The 17,383-nt window shown below is 65.2% G+C and carries 11 protein-coding genes; 4 read left to right on the top strand and 7 right to left on the bottom strand.

Features of this window, described 5'->3' with window-relative positions; translation table 11 throughout:
• Positions 1–33 precede the first annotated feature (33 nt).
• Entirely contained in the window at positions 34–1,320 is a 1,287-nt protein-coding gene (locus W930_RS0121425) for a DUF445 domain-containing protein (RefSeq protein ID WP_024788741.1), read from the top strand.
• Positions 1,321–1,512: 192 nt separating this feature from the next.
• Here W930_RS0121425 and W930_RS0121430 read toward each other — a convergent pair whose 3' ends face one another.
• The gene (locus W930_RS0121430) at positions 1,513–1,824 is read right to left on the bottom strand and encodes a DUF4148 domain-containing protein (protein ID WP_023598219.1); all 312 of its coding nucleotides are present in this window, start codon (positions 1,822–1,824) and stop codon (positions 1,513–1,515) included.
• Between the two features lie 777 nt (positions 1,825–2,601).
• On the opposite strand from W930_RS0121430, the gene W930_RS0121435 reads away from it, so the two are divergent.
• Positions 2,602–2,844, top strand: a complete 243-nt coding sequence (locus tag W930_RS0121435; protein ID WP_023598221.1) for a hypothetical protein — start codon at positions 2,602–2,604, stop codon at positions 2,842–2,844.
• A gap of 134 nt (positions 2,845–2,978) precedes the next feature.
• On the opposite strand, the gene W930_RS0121440 is transcribed toward W930_RS0121435, so the two are convergent.
• Both W930_RS0121440 and psrA read right to left on the bottom strand, forming a co-directional pair.
• Complete coding sequence (locus W930_RS0121440) at positions 2,979–4,286, bottom strand: MFS transporter (protein ID WP_023598222.1); 1,308 nt, start codon at positions 4,284–4,286, stop codon at positions 2,979–2,981.
• Between the two features lie 271 nt (positions 4,287–4,557).
• Complete coding sequence (gene psrA, locus W930_RS0121445) at positions 4,558–5,655, bottom strand: iron-containing alcohol dehydrogenase PsrA (RefSeq protein WP_023598223.1); 1,098 nt, start codon at positions 5,653–5,655, stop codon at positions 4,558–4,560.
• 158 nt (positions 5,656–5,813) lie between these two features.
• On the opposite strand from psrA, the gene W930_RS0121450 reads away from it, so the two are divergent.
• Positions 5,814–6,677 carry a LysR substrate-binding domain-containing protein gene (locus W930_RS0121450; protein WP_023872715.1) on the top strand — a complete coding sequence of 288 codons (864 nt, stop codon included), beginning with the start codon at positions 5,814–5,816 and terminating at the stop codon, positions 6,675–6,677.
• Positions 6,678–6,733: 56 nt separating this feature from the next.
• Here the strand turns inward: W930_RS0121450 and W930_RS0121455 are convergent, their stop codons facing one another.
• Positions 6,734–7,585 (bottom strand): undecaprenyl-diphosphate phosphatase, encoded by an 852-nt coding sequence (locus tag W930_RS0121455; RefSeq protein WP_023598225.1) that lies wholly within the window; start codon positions 7,583–7,585, stop codon positions 6,734–6,736.
• Positions 7,586–7,762: 177 nt separating this feature from the next.
• Positions 7,763–9,079: an O-acetylhomoserine aminocarboxypropyltransferase/cysteine synthase family protein gene (locus tag W930_RS0121465; RefSeq protein WP_023598227.1), complete on the bottom strand. Its 1,317-nt coding sequence runs from the start codon at positions 9,077–9,079 to the stop codon at positions 7,763–7,765.
• A gap of 231 nt (positions 9,080–9,310) precedes the next feature.
• On the opposite strand from W930_RS0121465, the gene W930_RS0121470 reads away from it, so the two are divergent.
• Positions 9,311–10,348 carry a dienelactone hydrolase family protein gene (locus W930_RS0121470; protein ID WP_158516322.1) on the top strand — a complete coding sequence of 346 codons (1,038 nt, stop codon included), beginning with the start codon at positions 9,311–9,313 and terminating at the stop codon, positions 10,346–10,348.
• A gap of 384 nt (positions 10,349–10,732) precedes the next feature.
• Here the strand turns inward: W930_RS0121470 and W930_RS28385 are convergent, their stop codons facing one another.
• Both W930_RS28385 and uvrA read right to left on the bottom strand, forming a co-directional pair.
• Positions 10,733–11,038 carry a DUF4148 domain-containing protein gene (locus tag W930_RS28385; RefSeq protein ID WP_023598229.1) on the bottom strand — a complete coding sequence of 102 codons (306 nt, stop codon included), beginning with the start codon at positions 11,036–11,038 and terminating at the stop codon, positions 10,733–10,735.
• A gap of 303 nt (positions 11,039–11,341) precedes the next feature.
• Complete coding sequence (gene uvrA, locus W930_RS0121480; RefSeq protein ID WP_023872710.1) at positions 11,342–17,281, bottom strand: excinuclease ABC subunit UvrA; 5,940 nt, start codon at positions 17,279–17,281, stop codon at positions 11,342–11,344.
• Positions 17,282–17,383: the final 102 nt, after the last annotated feature.

Raw genomic sequence — 17,383 nt, forward strand, 5'->3', positions numbered from 1 at the left:
GAGCGTCGTCGTCATTTCAGGAGCCGGCTGCGCATGGATTCCGCAGATTCCGCCGATCCCGCCATTGCCTTGCAGCGCGCCGAGCGCCGGGCCCTGTCCTTTCTGCTGGTCGCGCTGGCGATCTTCATCGCCACGCTATTCATGCCCGTGCACTTCGTGACGGGCTGGATTCGCGCGGCGGCCGAAGCCGCGATGGTCGGCGGGCTGGCCGATTGGTTCGCGGTCGAAGCGCTGTTCCGGCGCATCCCGATTCCGGGGCTTTCGCGACACACGAACATTCTCATTCGAAAGAAGGACGCGCTGGGCGACGGCCTGGCCCGATTCGTGCGCGAGAAGTTTCTCGACACGCCGTCGGTCGTGCGGCTCATTCGACAGCAGAATCCGGCGGACGCCGTCACGCACTGGCTCGGCTCGTACGAAAACACCCGGCAATTGAGTGCCGTCCTGGTGAAGGTGACGGGCGGCGTGCTCGACGTGATGGACGAGCGCAACGTGCAGGCGTTCATCCGTCGCGCACTCGACACGATGATCGACCGGCTGGACTTCTCGCAATCGGCGGCGGCGATTCTGGATACCCTCACGCGCGACGGGCGTCATCAGGCGTTGCTCGACGAGACGCTCGACTATCTCATCGCACTCCTGAACGAACCGCGCACGCGTGAATTCATTTCGGCGCGCATCGTCGACTGGCTCAAGAGCGATCACCCGAAAAAGGAGAAAGTGCTGCCCTCGGAGTGGATCGGCGACAAGGGATCGGACATGATCTCGGCGGCCCTCACGCGCTTGCTTGCGCAGATGGAAGCCGACGAGACGCACCAGTTGCGGCAGGCATTCGATCGTGCGGTCGCCGGGCTCATCGAACGGCTCAAGCATGACGCGACCTTGCAGGACAAGCTCGATGCGTTCAAGGCCCAGCTCAAGGGCGATACTGCGCTCAACGCCTACGTGGGCGGGCTGTGGAACGAATGGCGAAACTGGGTGAAGCACGACCTCGCGCGCGACGATTCCGTCATCGGCGCGAAAATCACGGGCGCCGCGGCGTGGATCGGCCAGGAGCTTGCCCGCAGCGAATCGTTGCGCCGCGCGCTCGACGCCCAACTGCTCGACACCGCCGAGCGCATGGCACCGGGCTTCGCCGACTTCGTGACGGAGCACATCCGCGCCACGGTGCACGGCTGGAACGCGGAACATCTTTCGCGGCAGATTCGGCTCAGCGTCGGACAGGACCTGCAATACATCCGCATCAACGGCACGCTCGTCGGCGGGTTGATTGGCGCCGTGCTGTACCTGATCGCACAGGCGCCGGTGTTGTTCCTGTGACGGCGATGTGCACGACCGTGTCGTCCCCACCGCCACTCAGGGGTTGCGAACATCGCCGTAACCGTCTGCCGACGCATGGATCGGCCCGGCGGCAAGAACGCGCCACACTTGTCTGCAATCGCACAACCGACAAAGCCGCCGGCCCGTGTGGGCTGGCGGCTTCGCGTCGCTTGATATCGACGTGTGTGCAGCTTACGAGCGGTTGTCCTGCAGCAGGGTGCGATCGCTCAGTTGAGCGCGCACGTCGGCACGCGTGAGCGGATCGGCGATCGCGGCGGCCTGCGTCGGGTTGGCCGTGACCAGCGGTGCGCCGGTTTCGACTTGATTCAGCACACCGGCAGCGGCGGCCTGAGCAAGCTCGCTGCGCACTTCGGCGCGGCTCAGTTGGCTTTGACCGGTCACGGCGATGTCGGGCACGTTGTTGTCATAACGTGCATCGGCGAAAGCAGAGGCCGACACAAACGAAGCGGCGGCAACCACGGCGGCAAGGATACGAGTGTTCATGGTGAGACTCCTGTCAATGTTGGATAACGGCTTGGTCAGCTAGCGTTCGGGGCATCGAACCACCTGGTTTGTTGCGTTGCGGTGTCCGTCGCGTTGGCATGGATGAATCTTAGGGAAAACCCGTGGTTTTTTCGCAACTAAGCGTCCACAAAACGCAACCGATCGTCCGATTCGAAAAAACTATTGAAAATCAATTTGTTAGCGCCGTTAAACCTCATAAGTGGCAGGTAAATGACACCTTCGGGGCGCGAAATCGACCGGATATGCCGCCACGCGCAACAAGGTCTTTGACGCGACGGGGTTTATTGCAAAGTGCGTCGGCAGTAGAGTGACAACATGATGAAGTCAACCGGCATCGTGGCTCGCAAGGTGCGCCGCACCGCGGACGACCCGGTTCGAACAGGAGCATTACCATGGCTGCCCTCGGGTCTTTCCTTTTGCTGGTGAGCGCCTCGCTGCTGACCGCCTCGTATCTGCGCAGCCGCGCCGCGCGTGCGCGCCGCCAGCCGGTACGTATCACCCGCCGGTAAGTTGCGCACGGCGCACGCCTTGCCGCACTGCAAAAAGGATGTCGCCGACACGTCGGGTCGGCGCGAGCACATATCGTCCCTGACTTGCCGCCCAATAGGGAAAATCGGCATTTTTGAAGGGTGATTATTTCGTTTTCAGCAATGCGCCCTTCCTCGGGATCGCATTTTTCTCCCTCACGCGCGAGCGTAGATTTGGCAACCATGACGACGCCCATGGTGGACGTCTCGCCAGACAGGAGAAATGAAAATGAAGCCGATTCTGATTGCCTCGACCCTTGCCCTCGCGCTCGTCGCCGGTGCCGCCAGCGCCGCAGAGAGCGCACAGCAGCCGGCCGCTCAGCCGCAGCAAGCCCAGCAGCAAGCTCAGGCGAAGACTCAGGCACAGGCCCAGCCGGGTCCGGTCGCGGCACAATCGTCGACGGTCGTCGCTCCGGTGTACGAAGTGCCGGGTCGCGTGAACCGCGCCGGTTCGATCTACTTCGGCCAGTAAGTCCGTAAAAAAAGCGGCAAGCCGGGGAGCCATCCACCGGCCTGCCGCGCTCCCGACTCACCGGGACGAGATTTCTCTCTCGCGCGCCTCCTCGCGCAACCTTCTCCCCGCCTTCCCCCTGCGCCGCGTCTGCCTCAATAGGTCCGTTTCATCGCTGCCGCACAGGCCGCGGACAGGCATCCCACCACGAGCACGTACACCGCAATCCACCACGGCTTGTGTCCCCCGTATTCGAGCAGCGTTGCGGCCACGAGCGGCGTGATCGAACTCGAGACGATTCCCGACACCTGATAGACCACCGAGATGCCGGTGTATCGCACGCGTGTGTCGAACAGCTCGCAGAACATCGATGCCTCGGGCCCATACACGAACGCATACACCACACCCAGCGGCACGATCACCGCAAGCGACACCCACCAGACGTTCGACGAGTAATGCATGAGCGCCAGCGCCGGGATCGAACACACGCCGCATGCCAGCGCGCCCCAGCCGAACACGCGGCGACGCCCGACGCGATCCGAGAGTTTCGACGCATAAGGAATCGTGACGATCAGCACGAGCGCCGCCACCGTCACCGCGAGCAACACCGGTGTCTTCGGGAAATGCAGCGTGCCTACGAGATAGGAAATCGCGAACACCGCATAGACGTTGAACACCACCCCGTCGATATAGCGCGCGCCCCAGCCGAGCAACACATTGCGCCGATAGTCGCGAGCGATCTCCGAGAGCGGCACGTGGGCCACGTGCTGGCTGTCCTTGATGCGGGCGAACTCCGGTGTCTCCAGCACACGTAGCCGGATGAACATGCCCACGGCCACGAGTACCAGACTGAGCATGAAGGCCAGACGCCAGCCCCAGGCCATGAACTGCGCGTCGGTCAGCGTGGACGAGAGCAGCGCGACCACACCCGTCGACAGACACAATCCCACTGCCAGACCGATCTGCGGATAGGCGGCGAACTGCCCGCGTTTGTCTCTCGGCGCGTATTCGAATGCCATGAGCACCGCGCCGCCCCATTCGCCGCCCAGCCCGATGCCCTGCAACAGGCGCAGGAACAGCAGGATCAGCGGCGCCGCAATGCCGATGCTGTCGTAGGTCGGCACGAGTCCGATGAGGAACGTCGAAACGCCCATGATCGTCAACGTAACGATCAGCAAGGGTTTGCGCCCGAGCTTGTCACCGAAGTGTCCGAAGAGAATCCCGCCGAGCGGGCGCGTGGCGAAGCCCACGGCATAGACGGTGTAGGCGAGCGCGGTGGCGACGAACGCGTCGCCGCTGGGGAAGAAGAGTTTGTTGAACACGAGCCCGGTGACGGTCCCGTACAGAAAGAAGTCGTACCACTCGACGGTCGTGCCGATCAGACTGGCCAGCGCGACCGTGCGCACCGCTTTTTCGGCATTGGCGGCAGCGCGGTCGCCGACACCGGTGAGAACCTGTTCCATTGCGCCTCCTGTTGTGCGCCGCGCCATGGCGGCGCGCTGCGACGCACCGGTCTGCGCCGGGCGTCTGTCTCCTGGATGTCTCGGTGCCGCGAGTTCATGACGCGGCGGTTGTTGTGATGATGGGTATTGCGGGGACTGCGGGTAAGACTCGAAAACACGCATGCGCACGGGCATGCGCCCAACACATCGGTCGGGCCCATTCGAGCGCAGGCGCGCCCTTGGCGACGATTGCGCCGATGGTGCCGACAGCAGCCCGGGCCGCTCAGGCTTCTCAGGCTGCGGCGCCGATGAAATTGCGCCCGCGCGGGCCGTCCAGCGCGGCGGCGATCATCGCGCTCGACTCGGTCTCGCTCACGCCGTAAGCGGAGAATTCCGTGGCCACGCCGAGGTCATGGAGAAACGCCGTGAGCTTCCCGGGTGCATTCGCGATATCGCCGTCGAAAACCCGGGCGAGCACCGCGTCGCGATCGGGCCGTCGGCCAATGGCCAGACGCATCACCGCCGGCAGCGTGAATGAACAGGCGATGCCGTGCGGTAGCCCGTGCCGCAGCGTCATGTCGTACGAAATCGAGTGCGCGAGCGCCGTCTTCGTGTTCGAGAACGCCATGCCGGCCTGCAGCGCGGCGAGCGCCGCGTGCGCGCGCAGATCGGCATCGTCGAGCGACGCCATGAGACGGGGCAGCACGCGCATCATGTCGCGCGCGGCCGTCACGGCGAACGTGTCCGAGATCGGATTGGCATTGACGTTCCAGATCGCCTCGAGCGCGTGCGACAAAGCGTCCAGACCGCTTTGCAACGTCACGGCGCGTGGCAGCGAGCGCGTGAGATCCGGATCGACGATGGCGGCTTCCGGCCACGTCTGCGGCAAGTGCAGCGAGTATTTCTTGCGCTTCACATGGCGGTCCCAGAGCGTCGCCCAGGGCGTGACTTCGCTGCCGGTGCCGGCGGTCGTGGGAATCGTGATCAGACGCTTGGTGCGTGTCGGCCGCAGGGCGACGCCCGCGTCGAGCGCGTCCACGAGCGTGGCGAAACGGTCGTCGTCGCCCGCCACCATCAACAGCTTGGCGGTATCGAGCGCGCTGCCGCCGCCCAACGCGACAATCACTTCGCATTGGCCGTAACGCCGCCAGAAGTCGCCGTACATCGGCGCCAGCTCGCGCACGTCCGGGTTCGGATTCACCTGGTCGATCACGCCGGCCAGGCGCTGCCCCAGCAACGCCTCGACCTGCCCCGTCATGCCCAGCGCGCGCGCTTCGGGCATGGTGACGAGTACCGCGCGGCGAGGGCCGACCAGCGCCGGCAAGTGCGACAGTGCGCCTGCACCGAAGTGAACATCGACCGGATTATGAAAATGGGAACGAGCTGTCATGGTGAGAGCGGTGCCGCCGCGCCCGCAGGCGTTGCGATCGATTGACGAAGATTGAGCTGGATTATGGTGAGCGTTCTCCTATACTTCCAATTCACATTTTTTCGACGAAGTATTGATAAAACCTATACCTCGCGAGAGACCCTCCAGGAGCGGTATCGATGCGAATTACCCAATTGCGCTCATTCCACGCGGTCGCTCACCACGGCAGCGTGACGCGCGCGGCGCAGGCGTTGCATGTGAGCCAGCCGACCATGACCACGCAGATCCGTGCGCTGGAGGAAACCTACGGCGTCGAACTCTTCTACCGGCACGGCCGGGGATTGACGCTCACGCCGACGGGCCGGGCGCTTTACGCGGTGAGTCTGCGCATTTTCTCGGACGAGGCCGAAGCGCTCGGCCTGCTCAAGGAGCATGGCGGGCTGCGCACCGGGGAGTTGCGGCTGGGCGCCGTGGGGCCGCATCACGCGATGGAAATCGTGGCGGCGTTCCAACCGCGCTATCCGGGCATTCGCATCTCGATGCGGCCGGGCAACTCGGAAGAGATGATCGACGGCTTGCTCGCGTATCGCACGGATGTGGCAGTGCTCGCGCGCTATCACGATGACGCGCGGTTGCACACCGTGCCGTATCGCACACATCCGGTCGTGCTGCTGGTGCCGCGCACGCACCGCTTCGCGCGGCGCCGCAGCGTGAAGCTCACGGAACTGGCCAGCGAGCCGATGCTCATGCGCGAGCCGGGCTCGACCACGCGTCACGCGCTCGAAGCGGCCCTTCAGGACGCGGGCGTGACACCGAAGGTGGCGATGGAGATCGGCAGCCGCGAGGCGATTCGCGAAGCCGTGATGTTGGGACTGGGGATTGCCGCCGTGTCGGCCCGCGAACATACGCCCGACGAGCGGCTCGCCACGGTGTCGATCAGCAATGCGCGCGTGGAGACGACCACCGTCGTTGTGTGCCTGGCGGAGCGCCGCGCCGCGCGGGTCATCGCGGCGTTTCTGGAGGTGGTCGCGGGTCTGGTGTGACGTGCGGCGGGGATGCGCGGCCACCCCCGCCAATCAGTTACTGCGGCACTTCGGTGTTACAGGATCCGACTCGACGCCAGCACGGCAACCGACGCCACCAGGCAGTAGATGCCGAACAGGTACCAGCGGCCGTGCTCGAGCCAGCGCGAGAGCCAGCGTAGCGCCACGAGGCCGGCGAGGAAGCTGAAGACCATGCCGACCAGGCTCGGCGTGAGCACGGTCATGAAGTGACCGGACAGCGTCTGCGCGCCACCCGACTTATACAGGCGGTACGCCTCTTTCGCGATCACGGGCGGCGTGAGCACGACCGCCAGCGCGAAGCTGAATTCCTCCACCCGCACCTTGTCGAGCCCGCGAAGCATGCCCGTGGAGATCGTCGAGCCCGAGCGCGAGAAGCCGCGAAACGGCAGGCACAAGCCCTGTACCGCACCAATCCACGCGGAGTCGCCCGCGCGCATCGGACGATCGCCCATCGGCGCGCGCTTGCGACCCGAGATCAGGATCAGAACGCCCGCCATCGCAAGGCCCGCCGAGATGATGTACAGGTTGCCGAACAGATGCTCGATCTCGGCGTGCTCGCTACCACGCATCAGCACCTTCTCGATGAAGAACATCAGCGCCAGACCGATCACCCCGGTAAAGCCGGTCGCAATGACGACCTGCTTCGCGTTGTGCACGAAGTCGCGCTTCGACGAGAAATACCGCTCGCGCCACGAATTCCAGAAGTAGACGATGACGGCGAGCATCGTGCCGGTGTGCAGCATGACGAGCAGCAACGTCATGGCAGGCGCCGACGGATCGAGTCCCATCGCCTTCTCGGCCATGATCACGTGTGCCGAGCTCGACACGGGAAGTAACTCCGCGACCCCCTGCACAATCGCGAGCACGAGCACTTGCAAATAGTCCATGCGCAATCCTTTTGAAATGGGCAAGGACACTACGCCGCGTTCGTGACAATTTCATGACGGTCACATGGCGACGGCGCCGGTCGCTTGCCCGCCACCGGCTGCCGCGCATGATACGCCGTCAGAAACGACTGCCATCCGGGATTGGCACCCGCCGCGCCGCGCGGCACGGCGGCCCGTTCAGTTTCGTCGTGCTGTCAGTGCCTGATCGAGATCGGCGAGCAAATCGTCGATATGCTCGATGCCGATGGACAGCCGCACGGTCTCCTCGCTCACACCGGCCTTGCGCAGTTCCTCGGGCGAGAGCTGGCGATGGGTGGTCGACGCCGGATGCGTGGCGAGCGACTTGGCATCGCCGATGTTGACCAGGCGCGTGAAGAGCTGCAAGGCGTCCTGGAATGCGGCGCCCGCTTCGCGTCCCCCCTTCACGCCGAACGTGAGAATGCCGGGGCCGCGACCCGAGAGGTATTTCTCGACAAGCGCATGCTCCGGATGGTCGGGCAGACCGGCATAGTTCACCCACTCCACCTTCGGGTGCGTCTGCAGGAATTGCGCGACCTTCAGGGCGTTGTCGGTGATGCGATCGAGCCGTAGTGCGAGCGTTTCGATACCTTGCAGGATCTGGAAGGCGTTGAAGGGCGAGATCGCCGCGCCCGTGTTGCGCAGCGGCACCACGCGCGCGCGTCCGATGTACGCGGCCGGGCCGAACGCTTCGGTGTACACCACGCCGTGATAGCTCACGTCCGGCTCGTTGAGCCGCTTGTAGCGCGCCTTGTGCTCGGCCCAGGGGAACTTGCCCGAGTCGACGATGGCGCCGCCGAGGCTCGTGCCGTGACCGCCCAGGTACTTGGTGAGCGAGTGGACCACGATATCCGCACCGTGCTCGAACGGGCGCAGCAGGTACGGCGAGGGCACCGTGTTGTCGATGATGAGCGGAATGCCGTGACGATGGGCGATGTCGGCAAGCTTCGCGACATCGGTGACGTTGCCCAGCGGATTGCCGACCGATTCCGCGAAAATGGCCTTGGTCCTGTCGTCGATGAGTGGCTCGAAGGACGCCGGGTCGCGCGGATCGGCGAAGCGGGTGGTAATGCCCGAGAGCGGCAGCGTGTGCGCCAGCAGATTGTACGTGCCGCCGTAGAGCGCGCTCGCGGCGACGATGTTGTCGCCCGCTTCGGCGATCGTCTGGATCGCGTAGGTGACCGCAGCCTGCCCCGACGCGAGCGCCAGCGCCGCCACGCCACCTTCGAGTGCCGCCACGCGTTGCTCCAGCACGTCTTGCGTGGGGTTCATGATGCGCGTGTAAATATTGCCCGGCACCTTCAGGTCGAACAGGTCGGCACCATGCTGGGTGTCGTCGAAGGCGAAGGCCACCGTCTGGTAAATGGGCACCGCCACGGCGCGGGTGGTCGGGTCCGGTCGGTAACCGCCATGCACGGCCAGCGTCTCGAGACGCCATTGCGGGGCTTGCGGGGCTGCGTTCGTCTTCTCGGTCATGTCGAATGTCTCCGGACAGGTTTGGCGCTCTCTCTTTGCGGAGCGCATTGGTTAGGTATCCGAGGCCATTCTAAACGGCTGCCCGCTCCCGGCTTATCTTCGTTTTGCGAATGCTTGGCTGCGGTGAGTTGGGGACCCGGCAGGCGCGCAATCGTTCGTAATATGGGAGACGGCGCACGCGCTATCTGGCGCACCCGCGGCTGGCTATACTCGTCTCGCATCGGGTTCGCCGTGACGGCAGCCACGTTGGCGGCGTTGGCGGCGGTGGCAGCGTTCGTCGCGCTCATCGCATCGCACGGGGCCGATCCGGCACCGCGGGAGGCCCGCGTCTTCAGGAGGCATTCGATCATGCTGCGCAGATTCGCCGTCGCACTCCCCCAAGGATTACCCGTTGTGCTTCGGGTCGGATTCGCCGCCGTCGCCTTTTCCGCGCTCGTCCTGAGCGACGCGGCGTTCGCCCAGCAGAAAGTCAGCCTGCCCTCGTTGGACACCGACGGTGACGGCAAGCCGGAGATGATCGACGCGTACCTGTTTCCCGTCGCCAACGCCACAAGCCCGACGCCCGCCGTCGTGTTCATGCATGGGTGCAATGGCATGTTCACGCGCAAAGGCGGCATCGACCGGCGCGAACTCGATTGGGCGCAGCGCTTCAATGCGCTCGGATACACCGTGCTTGCGGTGGACAGTTTCACTTCGCGCGGGCAGGCCAGCGAGTGCCGGGGTGGCGGCACCGCGCGTGCCTCCGTCGAACGTCCGAAGGACGCCTACGGGGCATTGCGCTACCTGCAGCGCCAGCCCGGCATTCGCCCCGATCGCATAGCGCTGATGGGCTGGTCGCACGGTGGCGGCACGGTTCTGTTTTCCATCGGCCCCAGAGGCCCTGCCAGCGCCCCGGACGCCGCACAGCCTCCCGACTTTGCCGCCGCTGTGGCGTTCTACCCCGGCTGGTGCAACACGAGGGCGCAGGGTGTGGACTGGTCCACGCGCATCCCGCTGCTGGTGCTGAGCGGGGCCGACGATGTCTGGAGCAAAGCGGCGCCGTGTGAGGCCCTGATGCAGGACGTGATCGCAAGAGGCTCACCCGTTACCTTCCACCTCTATCCCGGCGCGGTGCATGACTTCGATTATCCGAACCTGCCGGTACGGCGCCGCCCGGAGTTCACCAATCCGGTCACGCATGTGGTGCCGATCACCGGCACGCAGCCCGAGGCGCGCGCCGACGCCATCGAGCGCGTCACCGCCTTTCTCGCCAAGGCCTTCGACAAATAGCGGCACACCTCGGATTTCCACAGGAAATCCACTGGCTTATCCACGCATTTTTGCCACTTATGCACCACCTGTTCACTGGATACCCACAGGTTACCCACCGCATTCAATCGCGTTTTCCCCGAGATATTCACTGGATATCCACGGGCTATCCACCGCTTTTCCAACATACAGTCCACAGGGTTGCCCACACCTTTGGCACAGGTTGTACACAGCGTTATCGACAGGCTTGTCCACAGGCTGCGCCCGCTCGAATACCGGCGGACAAAACAAGATCGGCCGCCATAAGTGCGGCCGATTTGTCATCGGAGACGGCTACCCGGAGTCACGTTGCGCCCTGATGGCACAGGCTCACGGGCAATGCGAGTATCGCGATCGGTGCGGCAATCAGTTGCCGAAGTACGTGCTGCCAGCCTGGGCGATCTGACCGACCGAACCCGGCGTCACGCCGGCTGCGGCTGCACCGCCCGCCGTGGCGACCAGCTTCGGATACACCGAGTCATGCTGCTGGAGCAGGCCGGCCTGTTGCGCTTGCACCAGCTCGTTACGAACCTGTGCGCGGCTCAGTACGCTGGTCTGAGGAACCCACGAGAACTCCGACGGACCGTCGAAGGCATCGCTGGCAAAAGCCGAACCGGCTGAAACGGCCAGCATGGCGGAAATCAGGGCAGAGGTGATAAGAGTGCGCTTCATGATGGTTTCTCCTGTCTGTTTGAAACGCGGCGATGTTCAATTCATCGTCGACAGTTGCAGTCTATTGCCATCATCATTCGCAATAAAGTCTATAGTCGTCTATTTTTAATTTCATTTTCAGAAACAATAAACGACAAACCACCGCAAGTCTTCGCAGGAGGCGTGGCGTGTGCTCACTTCGAATCATCGATTCGGGTTGGCGATCTCCGAATGAAAACGGGACACCCGTGGGTGTCCCGTGGTGATGAGGCACCGACGGCGGCTCGCGATGCGAGGCCGCCGGCCCATGCGTCGCACGATTTTCTATTTCGCCGTGGCGGTCGCGTCGAGCGATGTCTTCGCAGCGGTGCTGGCGCCGGGCGTTTGCGCCAGCACCGGTCTGAGCGCAATGCCGGTGTGACTCGCCGCCACCCTGGCCAGCGCATCGGGCGAAGTTGCCGCCACGACGGTGCCGCCGTCCTTGCCACCCTCCGGACCCATATCGACGATCCAGTCGGCCTCGGCAATCACATCCAGGTTGTGCTCGATGACGACGACCGTGTGCCCGCCGTTCACCAGACGATGCAGCACGTTGATCAAACGCGCCACGTCCGCCATGTGCAGGCCCACCGTCGGCTCGTCGAGCACGTAAAGCGTGTGCGGCGACTTCTGTCCGCGGCGGGTGACGTCGTCACGCACCTTGGTCAGTTCCGTCACGAGCTTGATGCGCTGTGCCTCACCGCCCGAGAGCGTCGGCGAGGGCTGGCCCAGCGTGAGGTAACCCAGCCCGACGTCCTTCATCAGTTGCAGCGGATGCGCAATGCTGGGCATCGACGCGAAGAACGCCACGGCCTCGTCGACCTCCATCGTCAGCACGTCGCCGATGCTCTTGCCACGCCACGTGACCGCCAGCGTCTCGGCGTTGAACCGCTGGCCGTGACAAACGTCGCACAACACCTTCACGTCCGCCAGGAAGCTCATGCCGATGGTGCGCACACCTTGCCCCTCGCATGCCGGACAACGCCCCTCGCCGGTGTTGAAGGAAAAGCGCGAGGCGGAGTAGCCGCGTGCGCGCGCTTCGAGCGTATCGGCGAACAGGCGGCGAATCGTGTCCCAGAAGCCGATGTAGGTTGCCGGACAGGAGCGTGGCGTCTTGCCGATCGGCGTTTGATCCACTTCGAGCACGCGATCGATCGTTTCCCACCCCGTGACCGATTCGCAACCGTGCCACGCGTGGACCACCGGGCGACGCGGCTCAGCGGACGCCTCCGATTTCGCTCGCGGACGGCCGTCCGCCTTCACGGCATGGCGCACCGCTCCCTTGCGGGCGCGCCGTTCCGCCGGCGACGACAGCACGGAACGTCCCACGGCGTCGAGCAGATTGGTCATCAGCACGTCGCGCGCCAGGGTCGACTTGCCCGAACCCGACACGCCGGTAATCGCGGTGAGCCGCGAGAGCGGCAACGACGCCGTGACACGCTTCAGGTTGTGCAGCGTGGCGCCGTGGACGGTCAGCCAATGCGGCGGCACGGCATCGACGCCCTTCGCCGGGGCCACCACCTCGCGGCGCGGGGCGATCGGGTGCTGCAACGGATGCGCGAGGAACTGACCCGTCAGCGAATCGGGATGCGCCGCCAGATCGGCCACGTTGCCCTGCGCGACGAGCGTACCGCCGCGCTTGCCCGCCCCCGGGCCGATATCGATGATGTGATCGGCCCGGCGAATGGTGTCCTCGTCGTGCTCGACCACCACGAGCGTGTTGCCCTGATCGCCGAGCTTGCGCAGCGCGCTGAGCAGAATGCCGTTGTCGCGCGGGTGCAATCCGATGGTGGGTTCGTCGAGCACGTAGCAAACGCCCTGCAGATTGCTGCCGAGCTGCGCCGCGAGACGAATGCGCTGCGATTCGCCACCGGAGAGCGTCGGCGCTGCGCGATCGAGCGTGAGATAGCCAAGCCCGACTTCCTCCAGGAATTCCAAACGCCCCTGAATCTCGCTGATCAGATCGCGTGCGATGCTCGCGTCGCGCCCCTTCAGCTCGAGGCCCTGAATCCAGACGCGCACGTCGGTGACGGTCCACTGCGCGACATCGGAGATCGCATTCTTATCGAAGGTCACCGCGCGCGCGACCGGGTTCAACCGCGCGCCGTGGCAATCCGGACACGGCTGGTCGCCGACGTCTTCCGGCTCCTGCTCCTGCGATGGCAGCGAATGCTCGCGTCCGCGATTGTCCTGATTGAGCACGGTGTCGTCGAACGCCTCGCGCTGCTCGCGCGTGAGCGCAAGCCCCGTGCCAACGCAAGTCGAGCACCACCCGTGCTTGCTGTTGAACGAGAACATGCGCGGATCGAGATCCGGGTAGCTCGTGCCGCACACCGGGCAAGCGCGCTTGACCGAAAACACCTCGATGTCGCCGACCCCTTCGCCCGCCCCTTCGCCCGGCTGCGCGCCGTTCATGGCGTCGCCCAGGCCGTCGAGCGGTGCGAGGAGGTGCATCACGCCCTTGCCCAGTTCGAGCGCCGCCGCCAGTTGCGTGCGCAGCAGCCCTTCGTTCTCGGGCGTGACGACGACGTCGCCCACCGGCAGCTCGATGGTGTGCTCGCGAAAACGGTCGAGCTTCGGCCACGGGTCCACGGGCAGGAACACGCCGTCGACGCGCAAGTGGGTATGACCGCGCGCCTTGGCCCACTTCGCCAGATCGGTATAGATGCCCTTACGGCCGACCACCAGCGGCGCGAGCAAACCGACATGCTGGCCGCGACGATCGCGCATGAGCTGGGCCACGATGGAATCGGGACTCTGTGCCGTGACGGGTGCGCCGTCGTGGATACAGTGCTGAATACCGAGCTTCACGTAAAGCAGCCGCAGGAAGTGCCAAACCTCCGTCGTCGTCGCCACGGTACTCTTGCGCCCGCCGCGCGAGAGCCGCTGCTCGATGGCCACCGTGGGCGGAATGCCGTACACGGCGTCCACCTCCGGACGCCCGGCCGGCTGCACGATGGAGCGGGCGTAGGCGTTGAGCGATTCGAGGTAGCGGCGCTGCCCTTCGTTGAAGAGGATGTCGAACGCAAGCGTCGACTTGCCCGAGCCGGACACGCCGGTGATCACGCTGAACTTGCCGCGCGGAATGGCGACGTCCAGCGACTTGAGATTGTGCTCGCGCGCATTGACGATGCGAATGTCGTCGCCGCCCGCCGGCTTGCGATGCGCGCGCGCGGCGCGCAACGCCGTTTGCAGCGGCATGCCCGGATCGCCCGCCCTGGCCGCAACAGTCCGCGTCGGCGCTACCACGGTGCGTTCGTAATCCGCCAGCGCACGGCCGGTGTGCGAGCCCTCGCACGCCACGACGTCGGCCAGCGTGCCCGCGCACAACACTTCACCCCCGCCTTCGCCGCCTTCCGGCCCCAGATCGATGATCCAGTCGGCCGCGCGCACCACATCGAGATTATGTTCGATGACCAGCAGGGAATTGCCACCGTCGAGCAACTTGGCGAACGCCCGCATGAGCTTGGCGATGTCGTCGAAGTGCAGGCCGGTCGTGGGCTCGTCGAAGATGAAGAGGCGACCGCGATGCGCCACCTTCTGCCCGCTTGCCGTCTTCTTCTGCGCCGCCTCGGCGAGAAACCCCGCGAGCTTCAGGCGCTGGGCCTCGCCGCCCGAGAGCGTCGGGACCGGCTGGCCAAGCTTCACATACTCAAGGCCCACGTCCACGATCGGCTGCAATACGCGCAGCACGTCCCGATCCGAGGAAAACAGTTTGACGGCTTCGTTGACGGTCAGCTCGAGCACGTCCGACACGCTTAGCTCGCGCATCGCCTCGCCGGGTACGGCGCGCTGAATCTTCACGTCCAGCACCTCGGCGCGATAGCGTTTGCCGTCGCAATCGGGACAGCGCAGGTAGACGTCGCTCAGGAACTGCATCTCCACGTGTTCGAAACCCGAACCGCCGCACGTCGGGCAACGCCCGTTGCCCGAGTTGAAGCTGAACGTGCTCGCGTTGTACCCACGTTGCAGGGCGACCGGCTCGGCCGCGAACAACTTGCGGATCTCGTCGAACGCGCCCACGTAGCTTGCCGGATTCGAGCGTGCGGTTTTGCCGATGGGCGACTGGTCGACGAACACCACGCCCGCGAGTTGTTCGGCGCCGACGAGCGAATCGTGGGCGCCCGGCGCCTCGGTCGGATCGCCGAAGTGACGCGCGAGCGCCGGACTGAGAATGTCCTGCACGAGCGTCGATTTTCCGGAGCCCGACACGCCGGTCACGCACACGAGGCGCCCGAGCGGAATGTCGACGCTGACGTGCTTGAGGTTGTGCTCGCGCGCACCGGTGAGCGAGAGGCGCGGCGTGGCGTCGTCGACGGGACGCGCCCGCCAGTTCGACGCGTTGGCCACGTGCTTGCGCCCGCCCAGGTAACTGCCGGTCAACGTGTCGGCGCTGCGCACCTCGTCGGGCGTGCCGTCGAACACAATGCGGCCGCCGCGCTCGCCGGGGCCCGGCCCCATGTCGATGACGCGGTCGGCCGCGAGCATCACGGCCGGATCGTGTTCGACCACGACGAGCGTGTTGCCCGCATCGCGCAGCCGGTGCATGGCCGCAACGATACGGTCCATGTCGCGCGGATGCAGGCCGATGCTGGGCTCGTCGAGCACGAAGAGTGTGTTGACGAGCGACGTGCCGAGCGCGGTCGTCAGGTTGATACGCTGCACTTCGCCGCCCGAGAGCGTGCGACTCTGGCGATCGAGCGTGAGGTAGCCGATGCCCACGTCACACAGATACTTCAGGCGCGTGCCGACTTCTTCCTGCAACAGCTTCAGGGCGTCGTCGAGCAGGCTCGACGGCAAGGTCAGCGAATCGAAGAACTGACGCACGCGCGAAATCGGCATGAGCATCAGGTCGTGCATCGTCAGGCCCGGCAATGCCTCGAGCTGCTCGCGCGACCACGACACCCCACGCGGCATGAAGCGCTGTGCGGGAGGGAGCACGGCGTCCGCGTTTTCCTTGGTACCGAGGCGCCACAGCAGCCCTTCGGTCTTCAGACGCGCGCCGCCGCAGGTCTCGCACGTGGTGTAGCTGCGGTACTTCGAGAGCAGCACGCGGATGTGCATCTTGTACGCCTTCGACTCGAGATAGCCGAAGAAGCGACGAATGCCGTACCACTGCTTGTTCCACTCGCCCTTCCACCCGGGATCGCCCTCGATCACCCATTCTCGATGTTCGGGCGAGAGCTTCGACCAGGGCGTATCGCGCGGAATGCCGGCCTTGCCCGCGTATTCGAGCAGATCGTCCTGGATTTCCTTCCATGCCGGCGTCTGGATGGTTTTCACCGCGCCGCCGCGCAACGTCTTGCGCTCGTCGGGAATCACCAGTCCGAGATCGACACCGATCACCCGGCCGAACCCGCGGCAGGCTTCGCACGCGCCGTAGGCGGAGTTGAACGAGAAGAGCGCGGGTTGCGGATCGGCGTAGTGCAGATCGCTGTCCGGGCAATGAAGATCCTGCGAGTAACGCCAGATCTCGGGCTCGCCTTCGTCAACCGGCAGATAGACATTCACGCGCCCGCGGCCGCGCTTGAGCGACGACTCGATGGCCTCCATCGCGCGCGCTTTCTCGGTGTTCTGCAAACGGAACCGGTCGGCAACGACGTCGAGCACCTTGCGGGCGCCCTCGGCCGTGGCGACCTCCCGCTCGGCCTGCACGCGCGTGTAGCCCGACGCCGAGAGCCATTGCTCGACCTCGTCGGGGGTGACGCTGGCGGGCAGCTCCACCGGGAACGTGACGACCAGGCGCGGATCCCCCTGCGCGGTGCGTGCCATGAGGTCGGCGTAGATGGTCTCGGGCGTGTCGTGACGCACTGGCTGCGCGGTTTCGCGATCGAACAGCGCCGCCGCGCGTGCGTAAAGGAGCTTGAGGTGATCGTTGAGTTCGGTCATCGTGCCGACCGTCGAGCGCGAGCTGCGCACCGGGTTGGTCTGATCGATGGCGATCGCGGGCGGCACGCCCTCGACATGGTCGACCTGCGGCCGGTCCATGCGGTCGAGGAACTGGCGCGCATAGGCACTGAAGGTCTCGACATAGCGGCGCTGACCTTCGGCGAACAGCGTGTCGAACACGAGGCTCGACTTGCCGGAGCCGGAAGGACCGGTCACCACCGTCATCTCACCGGTCTGGAGATCGACGTCGAGGTTCTTGAGATTGTGCTGGCGAGCGCCGCGAATGCGAATGGCGTGGCTGGCCGACGGGTCGGGTTTCGAGGAGGACTTATCCACTTGATATCGAGGCCGCTTGATTGACTGACGATGACAGCGTGACGTCTGACGGCGCGCGTACGCGCCTCGGGGGAACTACTGTATCAGGCCGATGCGTCAGTC

The organism is Pandoraea sp. E26, from assembly GCF_000681415.1.
GTDB classification, from domain to species: Bacteria; Pseudomonadota; Gammaproteobacteria; order Burkholderiales; family Burkholderiaceae; genus Pandoraea; species Pandoraea pnomenusa.